The sequence below is a fragment of the Kribbella sp. VKM Ac-2568 genome, assembly GCF_004345365.1.
Classification (GTDB): domain Bacteria; phylum Actinomycetota; class Actinomycetes; order Propionibacteriales; family Kribbellaceae; genus Kribbella; species Kribbella orskensis.
Genome location: NZ_SLVF01000003.1, coordinates 745279 through 760631 on the forward strand (window position 1 = coordinate 745279; position 15353 = coordinate 760631).

General features: G+C 69.1%; 14 protein-coding genes. 5 read left to right on the top strand and 9 right to left on the bottom strand.

What is annotated here, in order from left to right; all coding sequences use genetic code 11:
- Window positions 1-73 precede the first annotated feature (73 nt).
- Both EV648_RS11060 and serS read right to left on the bottom strand, forming a co-directional pair.
- The gene (locus EV648_RS11060; protein WP_132288561.1) at window positions 74-868 is read right to left on the bottom strand and encodes an HAD family hydrolase; all 795 of its coding nucleotides are present in this window, start codon (window positions 866-868) and stop codon (window positions 74-76) included.
- Entirely contained in the window at window positions 865-2142 is a 1278-nt protein-coding gene (serS, locus tag EV648_RS11065) for a serine--tRNA ligase (protein WP_132288564.1), read from the bottom strand. Before serS ends, EV648_RS11060 begins: the two co-directional genes overlap by 4 nt.
- Before the next feature lie 106 nt (window positions 2143-2248).
- Between serS and EV648_RS11070 the strand changes: the two genes are divergently transcribed.
- Window positions 2249-3841: a diacylglycerol kinase family protein gene (locus EV648_RS11070; RefSeq protein WP_132288567.1), complete on the top strand. Its 1593-nt coding sequence runs from the start codon at window positions 2249-2251 to the stop codon at window positions 3839-3841.
- Here EV648_RS11070 and EV648_RS11075 read toward each other — a convergent pair.
- Window positions 3809-4321: a DUF4446 family protein gene (locus EV648_RS11075; RefSeq protein WP_199234530.1), complete on the bottom strand. Its 513-nt coding sequence runs from the start codon at window positions 4319-4321 to the stop codon at window positions 3809-3811. The genes EV648_RS11070 and EV648_RS11075 overlap by 33 nt on opposite strands.
- Window positions 4322-4419: 98 nt before the next feature.
- Here EV648_RS11075 and larB point away from each other — a divergent pair, with 98 nt between their 5' ends.
- Both larB and larC read left to right on the top strand, forming a co-directional pair.
- A complete protein-coding gene (gene larB, locus EV648_RS11080; RefSeq protein ID WP_241995035.1) occupies window positions 4420-5148 on the top strand; it encodes a nickel pincer cofactor biosynthesis protein LarB in 729 nt (242 codons plus the stop codon).
- The gene (gene larC, locus EV648_RS11085; protein WP_132288570.1) at window positions 5145-6527 is read left to right on the top strand and encodes a nickel pincer cofactor biosynthesis protein LarC; all 1383 of its coding nucleotides are present in this window, start codon (window positions 5145-5147) and stop codon (window positions 6525-6527) included. The genes larB and larC overlap by 4 nt, the downstream gene beginning before the upstream one ends.
- Window positions 6528-6585: 58 nt before the next feature.
- Here larC and EV648_RS11090 read toward each other — a convergent pair whose 3' ends face one another.
- The 4 genes from EV648_RS11090 to EV648_RS11105 form a co-directional block, all read right to left on the bottom strand.
- The gene (locus EV648_RS11090) at window positions 6586-6903 is read right to left on the bottom strand and encodes a cupin domain-containing protein (protein ID WP_132288573.1); all 318 of its coding nucleotides are present in this window, start codon (window positions 6901-6903) and stop codon (window positions 6586-6588) included.
- A 32-nt stretch (window positions 6904-6935) separates the two neighbouring features.
- Window positions 6936-8594: a DUF2029 domain-containing protein gene (locus tag EV648_RS11095; protein WP_241995036.1), complete on the bottom strand. Its 1659-nt coding sequence runs from the start codon at window positions 8592-8594 to the stop codon at window positions 6936-6938.
- Complete coding sequence (locus tag EV648_RS11100) at window positions 8591-9295, bottom strand: glycosyltransferase (protein ID WP_241995037.1); 705 nt, start codon at window positions 9293-9295, stop codon at window positions 8591-8593. Before EV648_RS11100 ends, EV648_RS11095 begins: the two co-directional genes overlap by 4 nt.
- 225 nt (window positions 9296-9520) lie before the next feature.
- On the bottom strand, window positions 9521-10123 hold the full coding sequence (locus EV648_RS11105) for a dihydrofolate reductase family protein (protein WP_132288579.1): 603 nt from the start codon (window positions 10121-10123) through the stop codon (window positions 9521-9523).
- Window positions 10124-10393: 270 nt separating this feature from the next.
- Here EV648_RS11105 and EV648_RS11110 point away from each other — a divergent pair, with 270 nt between their 5' ends.
- The gene (locus EV648_RS11110; protein WP_132288582.1) at window positions 10394-11593 is read left to right on the top strand and encodes an arginine deiminase; all 1200 of its coding nucleotides are present in this window, start codon (window positions 10394-10396) and stop codon (window positions 11591-11593) included.
- A gap of 184 nt (window positions 11594-11777) precedes the next feature.
- On the opposite strand, the gene EV648_RS11115 is transcribed toward EV648_RS11110, so the two are convergent.
- Both EV648_RS11115 and EV648_RS11120 read right to left on the bottom strand, forming a co-directional pair.
- Window positions 11778-12746, bottom strand: a complete 969-nt coding sequence (locus tag EV648_RS11115; protein ID WP_132288585.1) for a DUF5926 family protein — start codon at window positions 12744-12746, stop codon at window positions 11778-11780.
- Window positions 12747-12883: 137 nt separating this feature from the next.
- Window positions 12884-13300, bottom strand: coding sequence for an ATP-binding protein (locus EV648_RS11120; protein WP_132190098.1), 417 nt, complete (start codon window positions 13298-13300; stop codon window positions 12884-12886).
- A 981-nt stretch (window positions 13301-14281) separates the two neighbouring features.
- On the opposite strand from EV648_RS11120, the gene EV648_RS11125 reads away from it, so the two are divergent.
- Entirely contained in the window at window positions 14282-15157 is an 876-nt protein-coding gene (locus EV648_RS11125) for a glycerophosphodiester phosphodiesterase family protein (RefSeq protein ID WP_132288588.1), read from the top strand.
- Window positions 15158-15353 lie beyond the last annotated feature (196 nt).

Genomic DNA, 15353 nt, shown 5'->3' on the forward strand with positions numbered 1-15353 from the left:
CATTGAACCTCTTTGATTGCCCTCTGAACCGGTTCGACTGCAACTTGTTCTGGTTCGCTTCGGGGTTCGCGGTTCAGAACCAGCGGTTGAGCACGGCCGCGACGCCGTCGTCCTGGACCGACTTGGTCACCTCGTCCGCGGCGACCTTGACCTCGTCGGGCGCGGCGCCCATCGAGATCCCCAGGCCGGCGTAGACGAGCATCTCGATGTCGTTGCGCCCGTCGCCCATCGCCAGCAGGTCCGCCGGCTCCAGGTCGTACTGCGCCAGCGCGACCTTCAGGCCGGTGCTCTTGTCCACACCCTCGGGGGCGATGTCGAGCCACGCGGTCCAGCCGACGAAGTAGCTGACGCCGTGCAGGCCGAGCCGTTCGGCCAGTTGGACGAAGTCGGCCTCGGACTGCTCCGGGTCGCGGATGATCAACCGGGTCACCGGTTCCGGCGCGAGTTCCTCGTCCGTCACCACCCGGATCCCCGCACCCGTGCCGAGATCGCCGTCCGGGAAGGGCGCAGTGACCAGGTAGCCACCGTCGTGCTCCTCGACGGCCATCCGGGCGTTCGGCGCGTGCTTGCGGACCGACCTGATCACCGTCGACGGGTCGAAGGTGCGCTCGTCGACCACTTCTCCGTCGGGGTACCGGAGCGTCCGTGCACCGTTGCTGCAGACAACCAATCCGCCGTCCGGCAGGCCGAGGAGTTCCGCGACCGGCCGGGTGGTCTGCCAAGATCTGCCGGTGGCCAGGATCACCGGCACCTGCGCCGCAGTACGGCGGACCGCGTCGACGACCGCCGAGGAGAGCGACTCGTCGTGGTCGATCAGGGTTCCGTCGATGTCAAGGGCAACGGCTTTCGGCCGCCAGCCCTTCGTCATCTGCCCACCGGTTCGAGGACCTCACGACCACCGACGTACGGCCGGAGTGCCGTGGGTACCCGGACCGAACCGTCCGGCAGCTGGTGCGTCTCCAGGATCGCGACCAGCCAGCGTGTGGTGGCCAGCGTGCCGTTCAGCGTCGCGACCGGGCGGGTCTTGCCGTCCGCGTCCCGGTAGCGGATGTTCAGCCGGCGCGCCTGGAAGTCGGTGCAGTTCGAGGTGGAGGTGAGCTCGCGGTAGGCGCCCTGCGTCGGCACCCAGGCCTCGCAGTCGAACTTCCGGTACGCCGAAGCGCCCAGGTCACCGGACGCCGTGTCGATCACCCGGTAGGCCAGTTCCATCTTGTCCAGCATCTCCTTCTCCCAGCCGAGGAGCCGCTGGTGCTCCGCTTCGGCATCCTCGATGCTGGTGTAGGAGAACATCTCGACCTTGTCGAACTGGTGGACACGAATGATCCCGCGGGTGTCCTTCCCGTACGAGCCGGCCTCGCGCCGGTAGCAGGACGACCAGCCGGCGTACCGGGCCGGACCGGCGGACAGGTCGAGGATCTCGTCCATGTGGTAACCGGCGAGCGGGACCTCCGACGTACCGACGAGGTAGAGGTCGTCCTCCTCCAGGTGGTAGACCTCGGACGAGTGGGCGCCCAGGTACCCCGTTCCGCCCATCACCTCGGGCTTGACCAGGGTCGGCGTGATCATCGGGGTGAAGCCGTTCTCGACCGCCTGCGCGATCGCGAGCTGGAGCATGCCGAGCTGGAGCTGCGCGGCGACGCCCTTGAGGAAGTAGAACCGGGCGCCGGACACCTTCGCGCCGCGTTCCATGTCGATCGCGCCGAGCAGCTCGCCCAGCTCCAGGTGGTCGCGCGGCTCGAAGCCCTCCGCGGCGAAGTCCCGCGGCTTGCCGATCTCCTCGATCACGACGAAATCCTTCTCGCCGCCGACCGGCGCCTGCTCGGACACCAGGTTCGGCAGGGCGCGGGACAGCTCGGCGAACCGGGTCTCCGCCTCGTGAGCGGCGGCCTCCTTGGCCTTCACCTCGGCGGACAGCGCCTTGGTCCGCTCCAGCAGCGCGGTGCGCTCGTCGCCCTTGGCCTGCGCGACCTCCTTGCCGAGGCCCTTCTGCTCCGCCCGCAACGACTCGAACGCCGCGATGGACGATCGACGATCACCGTCGGCCGCCAGGATCTGGTCGACCAGATCAGTACTCTCGCCGCGCTTGGTCAGTGACTCGCGGACGGCATCGGGGTTCTCTCGGAGCAATTTGGCATCGATCACACCCTGAGGGTATCTGGGGCGTGTCAGGAGCGGCGAAGCGTATTCGGGATGATGGGCTGGGCACCAGCCGTGCCGGGCGATGCCATCGAGGGGGAATCAGCGGGCCATGAACCACCATCCACCCAGTCACGTCGGCCGTGCGCTCACGGTCGTCCTGGGTGTGTTGCCGTTCGCCGTGGTCACGCTGCTCGTCTTCAAGGACTGGCCGCCGTTGCGCCGCTGGGACGAGTCCGTGGCCGACCGCGTCGCGGAGTACGGGCTGTCGCACGAGGGCTGGGTGGACCTCTGGCAGATGCTGGGCACTGTCATCCTGCCGTGGACCATGCGCGCGGTCGTCCTGGTGGTCGCGATCTACCTGTGGCAACGCCGGGCCCGCCTCCTGACGATCTGGCTGCTGGTCACCGTCGGGGCCGAGCTGGGCCTGGTCCAGGCCGTCATCCACATCTTCGACCGGCCCGCGCCGGAGCAGGCGCTGGTCGAGGTCGACAGCTGGTCCTACGTGTCCGGCCACTCCACCGCCGCTTTCGTGATGGCGGGAGCCCTCGGCGTGGTGCTGCCGTCCGTCCGCGGCTGGCGGCGCCGGTTCCGCCTGCTGGTGACGCTGCCGACCATCGCGGTGGTGCTGCTGGTCTCGTTCGACCGGGTAGCGCTGAACGTCCAGTACGTCTCCGACGTGATCGGCGGCTGGGCCCTCGGACTGGCGATCCTGACCGCCACCTCGATCGGGTTCGGGCTCCGCCCGGGCCTGCGCCGACGCCGCCGGCGGCCGAAGACGGCGGATGACGGTACGACGGTGCCGCCCCGGGCCGCGGTGATCGTCAACCCGATCAAGGTCGGGGACGGCGTGGCCTTCCGCCGCAAGGTCACCCGCGCACTCGCAGTACGGGGGTATGACGACCCGTTGTGGCTGGAGACGCGGGAGGACGACGCGGGCAACGCGATGGCCAAGCAGGCGATCGAGAACGATTCCGACCTGGTCCTGGTCGCGGGCGGCGACGGTACGGTCCGGGTGGTCTGCGCCGCGCTCGCCTCCACCGGAATCCCGGTCGGTGTGATTCCGGCAGGCACGGGCAACCTGCTCGCCCGGAACCTGCACATCCCCCTCGATCTGGACGACGCGCTGGAGCGGATCCTGGAAGGCCGGGACCGGCGGATCGACCTGGTCAGGGTGCACGGCGACGGCCTGGACACCGACCACTTCGCGGTGATGGCCGGACTCGGGCTGGACGCGGCCATCATCACCGGCGCGCCACCGATCCTGAAGGCGCAGATCGGCTGGACGGCGTACCTGGTGTCGGCGGCCAAGAACATCAACCACCCGTCGGTGAAGGTGCAGATCTCGCTGGACGACGAGGAACCGGTCGAGCGGCGGGTGCGCACGGTGGTGATCGGGAACGTCGGCATGCTGCAGGCGAACATCCCGCTGCTGCCGGACGCGCGGCCGGACGACGGCCTGATCGACGTGGTGGTGATCGCGCCACGGAGGGTGACGCAGTGGCCGCTGGTGTTCTGGCGGGTGATGACGCGGACCAAGCGGACCGAGATGTACCTCGAGCGGTTCACCGGGCGGAAGGTGGAGATCACCGCCGCGGTGGACGTCCAGCGTCAGCTCGACGGGGACGGGATCGGCCCGGGCCGCAGCCTCACCGCCGAGGTCGAGCCGGGGTCACTGGTGGTCCGGGTCCCCAAGCGTCGGTGACGCCTCCTTGCGGAGCGTGTCGATCGCCTCTTCCTCCTCGGGCGACAGCTTGGCGTCGCTCTCGAAGGCCTTGACCTCCTTGGCGTAGGAGCGGGCGTCGTTCCGGCTGTTGATCGAGGTCAGCACGACTCCGTCGCCGTTGTCGTCCAGCAGCGCCATCGACCAGGACAACCGGCCGCTCATCTCGCCGTACGCGTCGTAGCGGACGACCGCCAGGTGCTGCAGCGTGTCCCGGAGTTCGGTTCGGGCCTCCTCGAGCTCCTTGCTCAGCCTGCGGAGCTCGGACTTCACCGTGCCGGGTCTGGCGTCAGGCTGGGCCTGCGCTGGGGCATGCTGCTGGGGCTCTGGGGTGGCGGCAAGCTTCGTGACGGCCTTGGCCGTGCCGGACTGCGCCCTGAGCGCCTGGACGGCGAACACGAGGGCGAGCACCGCCACGAACAGAGCGGCGATCCCGAAAGCACCGGCTAACGTCGAAGACACGCACCGCAGCCTAATGGCTGCGTGCTCAGCTGGGCGCGCTGCGTATCAGCTACTGGGTCCGCGCCGCCGCTTTCGAGCAGGCCACGTAGATTCACGGCGTGACCCATTTGCCTGACCACACCCCTGCTAGCGGCCCGCTGCCCGGGATCCACGACCTCGGCTACGCACGGCTCGACACCGACCGGCTGGAGCGCACCGGCGACGCCGAGGTGGTCTACGGCGCCGGCAAGACGCCCTCACAGGTCGTCGAGCTGCTCCGCACGCTGCACGCAACCCACCCCGGCCATGCCGTCTTGGCGACCCGGCTGGCGGTAGAGGCTCAAGAAGCCGTCTCCGCCGCTCTGCCTGAGGCCGTCGTGGACCCTGTCGGCCGTACTGCGGTGCTGGGCGAAGCGCCTGTACTGCGTGGCACGGTCGCCGTGGTCTCGGCTGGTACGTCGGATGCGCCGGTGGCTGCGGAAGCCGCGACTACCGCGCGGGTGTTCGGCGCTGGGGTCGACCTGATCACCGATGTCGGTGTGGCGGGGCTGCACCGGGTGATGGGTGTGCGGGAGCGGCTCGACGCTGCTGACTGCCTGATCGTGGTGGCCGGGATGGAGGGCGCGCTGCCGAGTGTGGTCGGAGGGCTCGTCGGGGTTCCGCTCGTGGCTGTGCCGACTTCCGTGGGCTATGGGGCCTCGTTCGGTGGGGTTGCGGCCCTGCTCGCGATGCTGAACTCGTGTGCGCCGGGGGTGACCGTGGTGAACATCGACAACGGGTTCGGGGCCGGGGTCTTCGCGGCGCGGGTCGCCCGGCGTGCGGCGCCGGCAGAGGTGAAGGAGCAATGAGGGTCGCCTGGATCGACTGCGCGGCCGGTGCGTCCGGGGACATGCTTCTCGGAGCGTTCCTGGCGGCGGGGGCCGACCTGGAGGTGGTCAACGCGGCGGTCGCCGCGGTGGACCCGTCGTTGTCCGTGACGGTCGAGCAGACCAGCCGCCACCAGATCGCCGCCACCAAGGCCTCGGTCCGAGTCTCGGGCGAGCTGCACCCGGAGAACTTCGCGGACAGCCTCGGTCCTTCCGTTGAGCCCGAAGCCGGGTCCACCGCTGGGCACGGACATGGGCACGACGACGGCGCTGGTCATGGTCATGGGCATGACGGCGGCGCCGGGCCCGGGGACGGCGCTGGGCATGGGGACGGCGCTGGGCATGGGGAGGGCGCTGGGCATGGGCACGGGGCTTCTGCTGGGGGCGGGCAGACGCGGAGCTGGGCTGAGGTACGGCGGCTGATCCAGGCCGCCGGGCTTGCCGACGCTGTGCGAGATCTGGCGCTCGACACCTTCGCGCGGCTGGCTCGGGCCGAGGGGGCCGCGCACGGGGTCGCCCCGGATGACGTGCACTTCCACGAGGTCGGCGCGCTCGACGCGATCGCGGACATCGTCGGGGTCGCCGCCGCGTCGGTGTCCCTCGAACTCGACCGCGTGATCGTCTCCACCATCGCCCTCGGCGGCGGACGCCAGGTTCGCGGCCAGCACGGCGGCATTCCCGTACCCGGACCCGCAGTACTGGCCCTGCTCTCCGAGGCAGAAGCACCCGTTACCGGCGGCAGCGCGCCGTACGAGATGACGACGCCGACCGGGGCCGCATTGCTCGCCGCGCTGGCCGACGAGTTCGGCTTGCTGCCACCGATGCGGATCCAGCAGACCGGTGTCGGCGCGGGTGGCCGTGACCCGGTCGAGGTGCCGAACATCGTCCGCGTGGTGATCGGCGACGCCGTCGACCGGCCGTCCACCGAACTCCTCTACGAGACCAACGTCGACGACCTGGATCCGCGGATCTGGCCGCAGGTGCTCGCCCGGCTGATGGAGGCCGGCGCCGCCGACGCGTGGCTGACCCCGATCCTGATGAAGAAGGGCCGCCCGGCGCACACGCTGTCGGTCCTGGTCGGCAGCGCGAACGCGGAGGTGGTCCGCTCGGTGATCCTGGCCGAGACGTCGGCGATCGGCCTGCGCGAGTTCAGCATCCGCAAGCACGCCGCGGACCGCGAGTTCGCCAGCGTCGAGGTCGAGGGCCGGCTCATCCACGTCAAGATCGCCCGGTACGGCGGTCAGGTGGTCAACGTGCAACCCGAGTACGAGGACGTCGCAGCGGCCGCGGCCGACCTCAAGAAGCCGGTGAAGACCATCCTCGCCAAGGCGATCGCCGCCGGCCACGACCTCTGGAGCTGACGGGTTCTCCGGCTGACGGATTTCCGGCTGACGGAGCTCTGGAGTTGACGGGGCTAGGTCACCGGCCGGAGTACGGCGGGGCGAAGAAGACGAGCAGGGCCAGGTCCTCGGTGATGCCGGTGAAGCGGTGTTCCTCCTCGGCGGGGACGAACAGGACATCACCGGGGCCGACCTGCTCGGTGCCGCTCGGGGTGACGATGGTCGCCCGCCCGGTGGTCACGACGTAGATCTCGTCCTCATGGTGCGGCGCCTGGTCATCGACACCGCCCGCCGGGATCGAGTAGGTCCCCACCGACAACGAGTCGGTCCTCAACTGCTCGGCGAAGTGATTCGGCTCGACCCGCTCGAACACACCCGCCCCAGACAACTTCCGCATCCGCCAGACCCTAACGGCCAACCGGTCCGCACTCAGCTTCCGGCGTGGGCCTTCTCGGTCACGGCTTTGGACTTCCGCTTGGGCCAGTCGTACGGCCACCACTGCGCCCCGCCCCGCCGGGCCCAGACGATCAACCCGATCAGCACGCCCAGCTCGACCGCCGGGCAGATCGTGTCGCGCAGCCGGGTGCTGAACCACTCCAGCGAGTCGGACAGGCTCGCCGCGACCTGCCGGGCGTTCGGATCCCGTCCGGGCACGTAGGCGATCGCGAGCATGGTGGTCCGGATGACCATCAGTTTGTCCACCTTCGACGCCGCTACCGCGGCCAGCGCGACCCAGGCGATGATGTCGTACCAGGGCAGCGAGTACATCGCCGTGACCAGCCAGGCGATCGCGTAGATCGCGATGTAGCGGATCGCGTCGGGCGTTCTGTCCTCGGGATGCACCTGCGGCACGAGCGACTTCGGGAACACCTGGGAGAGCAGGATCGCGACGACGATCAGACCGACCCAGGCGGCGATCGCGAGCACGGTCCGGACCAGCGCCCCCGGCAGGAACAGGTCGAAGAAGCTGAGCAGGACCTTGTGCGGCGTCCCCGTCGAGATGAACGAACTGTTCGACCGGGCCTGCTGGAGCGCCTCGAGCCCGACCACGGCGTACAGGCCGATCATCGAGATGCCGGCGCCGAGGCAGAGCATGATCATCCGGCGGCGGTCCGCGCGCAGCGACCAGAGCATCGCGACACCGACCAGACCGATCGAGAGCTTCGTGCAGCCGGCGACGCCGAGCATGATGCCGGCCCAGAAGAGGTGCCGCCGGAACAGCACGAGTGCGATCACCGCGAACATCACCGCGATGGCGTCGTTGTGCGCGCCGGCCAGCACCGTCCACAGGATCAGTGGGTTCGCAAGACCGAGCATCACCACGCGCCGCCGGGACACCAGGTTCGGGCCGACCAGCTTCATCAGCAGCAGACCGGAGACGACCAGGCTGATCGCGACGGACAACTGCAGCATCCACACGGTCAGCTGCATCGAGTCGCCGCCGACCCACGAGGAGAACCACTGGATCCAGGTGGCGATCGGTCCGTACACGCTCTTCGCGCCCTGCCACGGTCGCTCGGTCGCCGCAATCACCGGGTCGTAGCCGAGCCGGATCGTGTCGGCCGGGGCCGTCGTGTACGGGTTGCCGCCGAGCGACATGATCCGCCCGTACGCCGCGTAGATCAGCACGTCGCCCGAGGCCATCGGCGGGACCAGCGTGATCGCGGCCGTTGTACCGATGCCCAGGGCAACCAATCGCTGGACGCGGGGCGCCCAGCCGTTCTTGAGCGCCCGGGTGGCGAGGTAGACGCCGTATCCACCGAGCAGGATCGCGACGTACACCATCAGCGTGACGAGCCAGTCGTTCGGCTTCGCGTTGAACCAGTACGACGGGAGCCAGGTGTGGCGATTCGTGAGAGTCAGCACGACCACGGACGGCCCGAGCAGTCCGGCAGCCACGATCAGGATCGTCGAGATCAGGTAGAGCCCGACTGCTCTGCGGCCGTCCCTGTCCCCGGCATTCCGGTCGACGTCCCCGGCCTCCTGGTCGACGGCGTCAGCCACGCTCTCGTCGTTGCTCGCCTGGCCTGTCTCGTCGTTGCTTGTCCGGCCTGCCTCGCCGGCGCTCATCGGCCCTTCGGCACTCATCGGCCGGGCTTCCGGGACGGAAGCGCACTCCGGGCGGCGAGGGCGCGGCGTACGTGCAGGAACTGACGACCGCGGTGCAACTGGCCCCGCAGGTCCGTGCCGGTCGCGCGGTGCCGGACGTCGATCGGCACCTCGAGGATCCGGAAACCCTTCCGGCCGAGGTCGATGCTCAGGGCGGTCTCGACGCCGAATCCGCTCGCCAGCGGAACAGCAGCGTCGAACGCGTCCCGGGTGAGGCAACGCTGGCCGGACAGCGGCTGCTCGGGCGCCCAACCGGTCGCCTGCTCGATCCCCTCCCGGGCCAGCCTGACGACGAATCCGTGGCCGCCGGCCTTGCTACCGTCCGCGCGCACCTGGGCCGGGAGCGTGCCGATGGTCATGTCGGCCCGGCCGGACATCACCGGCTCGATCAGTGGCTCGGCACCGGTCGCCGAGTCGGTCAGGTCGGCATCCAGGAACAGCAGGTGCCGTGCGCGGGCGCCGTCGCGCTCGGCAACAGCCGCCGCCCCGGTCTCCATCGCCGCTGCCTTCCCCTTGTTCCGCTCGTGCCGCACCACGACTGCCCCAGCCCGCTCGGCCGCTGCCGCCGTCCCGTCCGTGGAGCCGTCGTCCACGACGACGACCAGGTCGACCCCGGCGATCTTGTGCACAGCGTCCACTGTCGCGGCGATCCGCTCGACCTCGTCCTTCGCCGGGATCACGCACGCAACGGATCTCTCGAAGGGCTCGACGGGGGGCAGATCTGAACCGGACACAGCACCGCAGCCTAGTTGTTCCCCAGCCGAATCCACCCCTCCGCACCCGTCACCTGGGGATATCTCGTTCTTTCGAACGATCGGGTACGCGGCCTGTGGACAACTCCGGTCCTGCCAGAGCCGATCGCGGCATCTTCTCTGGCAGGACCGAAAGGAGAAGTCATGAGCGCATCAGGAGCGGACGCGGTCGTAGAGCAGGCACAGCGCGCCGGACTCGGTGGGAGCCGAGAAGACGAGCTTCCAGGACGTGGCCGGGATGCCGTCCTCGAAGAGGCGTTCGCCGCCACCGACGAGTTCAGGCGCCAGGGTGATGCTGAGCCGGTCGAGCTCGTCGGCCGCGAGCAATGCCTTGATCACGCTGCTGCTGGCGAGGACGACGATGTCGCCACCTTCCTCGGCCCGCAACTGCTTCACCGCGGCCGCCGGGTCGCCGTCGACGATCCGGGAGTTCTGCCACGGCGCGTCCTTGAGGGTCGAGGAGAAGACCACCTTCTCCGTGGAGTTCAGCCACTGCGAGAAGGCCCGGTCCTGCGGCGCCGCGTTCTCGTCGTCCGCGACCGCCGGCCAGAAGCCGCCGAACCCCTCGTAGTTCTTGCGTCCGAGCAACGCCGTGGTGGCGGGGCTCGTCACCCGGGTCATGTGGTCCCGGGCGCCCTCGGTGATCGCGTGCGGCACGATCCAGCTCATGTCGTAGTCACCACCAGGGCCATTCACGCGACCGTCGAGCGAAAGCATGATGTTGCCGGTCACCGTGCGGGCGTTTCCGTTGGTCATTTCTGTTCCTCCTGGTCGAAACGCCCTTTCCGGCGTCCTCTTGACCACAATCCTGTCGGAGACCTCCGCCGTGGAACATCGGCCACGTGGCCGATCTGCGCCCACCCCCCGGCCGATCCCGTACCGCGACCTGGGCAGGCGCCGGCGGTCGAGTTGGAGCTGCGGCAGAATTGTCGGACAATCAGACAGAATCAGGGCGGTTCCCCGCGTCAGCGGCGGTGCTGCCGTAGCTTGGGTGGGACGACCGGATCGGGACGAGAGGGCAGGCGCATGACTGAGGCGTATGGCGTCGACAGCGAGGTCGGGCCGCTGCGGACGGTGATGCTGCACCGTCCCGGCAACGAACTGCGGCGACTGACTCCGCGGAACAACGACAAACTGCTGTTCGACGGCATCCCGTGGGTCGGGCGGGCACAGGACGAGCACGACGCCTTCGCGCAGGCTCTCCGCGACCGGAATGTCGAGGTGCTCTACCTCGGCCAACTCCTCAGCGAGGCTCTGGGCGATCCCGCCGCCCGCGCCTCGGCCGTCTCCGGCACCACCGAGGATTTGCGCCTCGGCGACAGCCTTCGCGACTACCTGCGCACCGCGTTGGCCGCGCTGGACCCGGAGGAGCTCGCGGAGGCGTTGATGGCCGGCGTGCGGAACGACGAAGTACGGGCCGGTGGTCTGGTGACGTCACTGCTCGCCCACGAGGACTTCCTGATCGACCCGCTGCCCAATCTGCTCTTCACGCGGGACTCGAGCGTGTGGATCCGTGACTCGGTCGCGGTCACCTCGCTGGCGATGCCGGCGCGGGCCCGGGAGACGCAGTTGACCGAGCTGATCTACAAGTTCCACCCGCGGTTCGCCGGGGCGGACAAGGTGTACGACCACACGCTGGAGCACGTCGAGGGCGGCGATGTGCTGGCGCTCGGCCCCGGAGTACTGGCTGTTGGCGTGGGTGAGCGGACCACTCCTGCTGGTGTCGAGCGGTTGGCGCGGCGCGTGTTCGCCAAGGACCTGGCGCACACCGTTCTCGCAGTACCGATCGCCCAGCAGCGGGCGACCATGCACCTCGACACCGTGTGCACGATGGTCGACGTCGACGCCGTGCTGATGTACCCGAACATGGCCGAGGAGATGCGTGCGCTCGCGGTCACCACGGATGGCGAAGAACTGCACGTGGCGGAGTCCGAGCCGTTCCTGGTCGCGGCCGCGAAGGCACTCGGCATCGACACCCTGCGCCGGATCGACACCGGCCTCGACCCGGTCACCGCTGAACGCGAACAATGGGACGACGGCAACAACACGTTGGCCCTGGCACCCCGGGTCTGCATCGCGTACGAGCGGACCGTCGAGACCAACGCGCGACTGGAGGAGTCCGGCATCGAGGTCATCCGCATCTCGGGTTCGGAACTGGGCTCGGGCCGCGGCGGACCCCGCTGCATGTCCTGCCCGGTACTGCGCGAACCGCTCACGATCGGGTAGCTGACAAGGCAGGTAAGCCCGGCGACACGCGGAGTGAAAATCGGGGGTTGTTGTCGGGGCGGGTTGTGAGTACTCTTCATGGCTAGGCCCAGGCCCTGTTGCTCCCCCGTCAGCAGGACTTGGGCCGTCCACGTGGAAGGGCCCGCGCTCATCGAGCGCGGGCCCTTCGTCATGGTGGCAGGTCCTAGCGGATCGTCAACTGCCGGCTGGCCAGCCCCGCGCGGGCAGCCCGTTCCTCGGTGGTCAGCGCATCCTCGGTCGCGAGCGCCTTGTCGAGCGCCGCGGCGAAATCGGCGGCCGGCTTCTCCAGGTCGGCTGCCTCCGCATCGGCCGGCAACTCCCAAACCGGGGCCAGCACACCCAGCGCACGGAACGACCCGATCAGGCGGCTCCCATCGGTGAGCGCGGACGAACCGGCAGCGTGGAGGCGGGCCAGCGCGTCAAGCAGAGTGTCCTCGGAGTGGGGCATCACCCAGCGCAGGTACCGGCGGTCACCGATCTGCGTCCAGTACGCCGCCTCGACCGACTCAAGGCGGACCGTCGGGGCAGCGGCGGCGTTCGCCCGTTCGAGCCCGGCGGCGACCTCACCGGTCGGGTCCTCGACGTTCTCGCCGACCCAGTAGTCGAAGCCCTCGTGCACCTTCACGGTGATCGGCTTGGAGGTGTCGATCAGGTCCTGCAGACGCGGACCGTCCTTGAGCAGGTCGCCCAACTGGATCGGGTTGCCCGGCTCGGTGTTCAGCGCGGCGGTGATGGCGTGGGCGACGTCGCGGCTCGGGTCACCCGACGACGCGTGCGTCTGCAGGCCGATCCAGATCGTCTCGTCGTCGCGGACCAGACCCGGCATCGCCATCGGCAGCAACGTGACCAGGTTGACCGTCTTGCCCTTGTGCTCACCGGTCAGCGTCACCTCGGCGGTACCGGCCGGGACGATCTCACGGAAGGCGATCAGGTCGCACTCAGCCGGCAGCCCCTCGAACGGCCGGACCACGAAAGCGTCGGCGGCCTGCGCCTGCTCACGGCCGTGGCACTGCTTGAACCGCTTCCCGGAGCCGCACGGGCAGGGCTCGCGGGGGCTGACGTCGACCAGGTCGGCCGGGTCCAGCGTGACGGTCGTGGTGTTCTTGGCGCGGTTGCGCGACTTCTTTCCCATGCCCGCAGTCTTGCAGCACCCCGCCACCACACCCAACCCACGGACATCCCGGGCCGGGCCACGGCGCGGGAGCACCGCGCGGTACGACGATGGTTGAGGTCAACACGTGGTCCGGGCGGTGCGATGGCGGTGGGAGGTCAGCGGGGGACGATGGCGTGGACGGTGCGGCGCTTGTCGGCGGTGCGCACGGTCCACTCGACGGTGAGCATCTCCACGATCGCCAGCCCGCGGCCGCCGATCGACTCGGGGTGCGGGTCGTTGATCCGCTGCGGCTCGGTGTCCCCGCAGCCGTCCGTCACCTCGATGTGGATGCCGGCCTTGTCGATCCACCAGGCCGCGTGTACCTCACCGTCGGGCAGCGGCGGCGCGTACCGGATCGCGTTGGAGAGCAGTTCCGAGAGCACCAATTGCGCGTCATCGCACGCATTTTCGGCGACCCGATGCCGCTTCAGATAGCCGGCCAGACGGCGGCGGGCATCCGCTACCGCGGACACTTCGTGCGGCAGTACGACGTCCATCACACTCACGTCGGCAGGCAAGGTCGCAGAGGACAAGCAGGGTCTCCTCAGTCATCGGAACAGCACTAGCAGTTCTGCCCAGCATCAACCCGTTGAAAACACTCTCAGCAATTCCGTTACATCACACCGCGGAAGATCACACGTTTAGCAAAGAAACCGAGACAAAAGCGACGGAATTGAACGTGCAAATAACCCCCCGCATTCACCCAACTACACAGAACAACCACCCCGGTCCCTTACCCAAAACCCTCTGCAACCACCCACCCCACCCCCCAAACACCCCTCCCAGCCTTCCCCCTCACCACCCCCGTCAACCACCCACCACCCACCTCGCCCCACCCCCAAACCGCCCCCGCCCAGCCCACCGCCTCCCCGTCAGCCGCGACCTGCCGCGAGCCCAGCCACCCTGTACGCCCGTACAGAGTCCACCCCGCCGGAGCCGTCACAGCGACCCCGCCAGACCCCCACAGCAACCCGACCGCTCGCCAGTCCGCTCCAACCCCATACCGCCGGAAGCTGACTCGCCCGACCCCCAGGGGGCCTAACTGACCCGAGCCTCACTCCCATCACGCCGGCGCATGTCAGCCCCAACCACCCGGGAAACGCCGGCGACGCTGATCTGCCCCTCAGTCAGCCAAAGCTCTCTCGCCCACCAGCCCTGCTCCACGCCATGGCCACTTGAGCCCGAGTTCACGACCTCGACAGTCGATGACCACCCCGCTGCAACCATCCCAACCCGCGGGCTTACCCAGGCATGCCGATGAGCCCGCTCAGCACCCGCTTGGCTGACCCCCCGTCGGCGCGCGCATCCGGCTTACGCTCCGCGGGTCGGCTCAGCCGCTGTCGGCGAAGGTCCGGGGCATGCCTGTTGCTTTGCCTTGGCCCGCGGTTGCGGAGGCTCGCCCAGGTCGACCCGGGCCCGGCGTACCGGAGTACAGGGGGTTCGTAGCAATCGTTTTCCCGGGACGGGCGTGGCTGGGTTACGGGTTCGGTGGAGGGCGTGCCAGAGTTGGGTGCATGGGGAAACGCCCGAGCGTGGTGGCCCACCGTGGCGCTAGTGAGGTCAGTCCGGAGCACACGCTGGCGGCGTACCGCCGGGCGGTCGAGGCCGGAGCGGACGGGCTCGAGTGCGACATCCGGCTGACGGCGGACGGTCATCTGGTCTGCGTGCACGACCGGCGGATCGACCGGACCTCGAACGGCCGCGGGGTGCTCTCGACCATGCGGCTGGAGGAGCTCGACAGCTTCGACTGGGGTTCCTGGAAGACGCCGTGGGCCGACCTCGACGACGAGGCTGAGCTGCCGGATCCGGACCTCCTGAAGGTGCTCACGCTGGAGAGGCTGCTGGAGACGGTTCGCGATGCGGGCCGACCGCTGGAGCTGGCGATCGAGACGAAGCACCCGACGCGGTACGCCGGGCTGGTCGAGCGGCGGTTGATCGAGATGCTGGACAGGTTCGGGTGGGCGCACCCGAAGGTCGGGTCGGAGTCGCCGGTCCGGGTGATGAGCTTCTCCTGGTTGTCCCTGCGGCGGATGCGGGTGATGGCGCCTGGTCTGCGTACGGTCCTCCTGATGGACCGGGTACCGCTGAGGTTCCGTGACGGGTCGTTGCCGACGGGTGTCTCGTACGCCGGGCCGAGTCTGGAGATCGTCACGGCCCACCCGGAGTTCGTCGATCGCGCCCACAAGCACGGCCACCAGGTACACGTCTGGACCGTGAACACCGAGCAGGACGTCCTCCACTGCGCGGACGTCGGCGTCGACGCGATCATCAGCGACCGTCCCGAATTAGCCCTCAAAACCCTCGCCGCCCCCCGCCCAGCCACCTCTCTCCCCACTCCACCCTCCAAACCCTCCCGCTCCCCTCTCCGCCGCCCGCGCCGCCCAGCCTGACCACGCACTCACCAGCCGAGGTACTGCGGGCAGCTACTGCAGAACACGTGACGCTGGCGCGAGTGTTGGTGGACGGCCGCTGGTTCACGGACCCGTCTCGGCGGGACTGTAAGTTATTCGGTGTAACTCCTGAGACGTAGGAGACACCTGTGACTGATGTGAACGCTGCAAAGAAGTCGAGTGCCGAGGCGGCTGG

What these genes read in the sequence shown, in the direction of transcription:
- EV648_RS11060 (WP_132288561.1), bottom strand. Translation starts at nt 868, where the DNA reads ATGACGAAGGGCTGGCGGCCGAAAGCCGTTGCCCTTGACATCGACGGA.
- EV648_RS11070 (WP_132288567.1), top strand. Translation starts at nt 2,249, where the DNA reads ATGAACCACCATCCACCCAGTCACGTCGGCCGTGCGCTCACGGTCGTC.
- larC (WP_132288570.1), top strand. Translation starts at nt 5,145, where the DNA reads ATGAGGGTCGCCTGGATCGACTGCGCGGCCGGTGCGTCCGGGGACATG.
- EV648_RS11090 (WP_132288573.1), bottom strand. Translation starts at nt 6,903, where the DNA reads ATGCGGAAGTTGTCTGGGGCGGGTGTGTTCGAGCGGGTCGAGCCGAAT.
- EV648_RS11095 (WP_241995036.1), bottom strand. Translation starts at nt 8,594, where the DNA reads ATGAGTGCCGAAGGGCCGATGAGCGCCGGCGAGGCAGGCCGGACAAGC.
- EV648_RS11105 (WP_132288579.1), bottom strand. Translation starts at nt 10,123, where the DNA reads ATGACCAACGGAAACGCCCGCACGGTGACCGGCAACATCATGCTTTCG.
- EV648_RS11110 (WP_132288582.1), top strand. Translation starts at nt 10,394, where the DNA reads ATGACTGAGGCGTATGGCGTCGACAGCGAGGTCGGGCCGCTGCGGACG.
- EV648_RS11115 (WP_132288585.1), bottom strand. Translation starts at nt 12,746, where the DNA reads ATGGGAAAGAAGTCGCGCAACCGCGCCAAGAACACCACGACCGTCACG.
- EV648_RS11125 (WP_132288588.1), top strand. Translation starts at nt 14,282, where the DNA reads ATGGGGAAACGCCCGAGCGTGGTGGCCCACCGTGGCGCTAGTGAGGTC.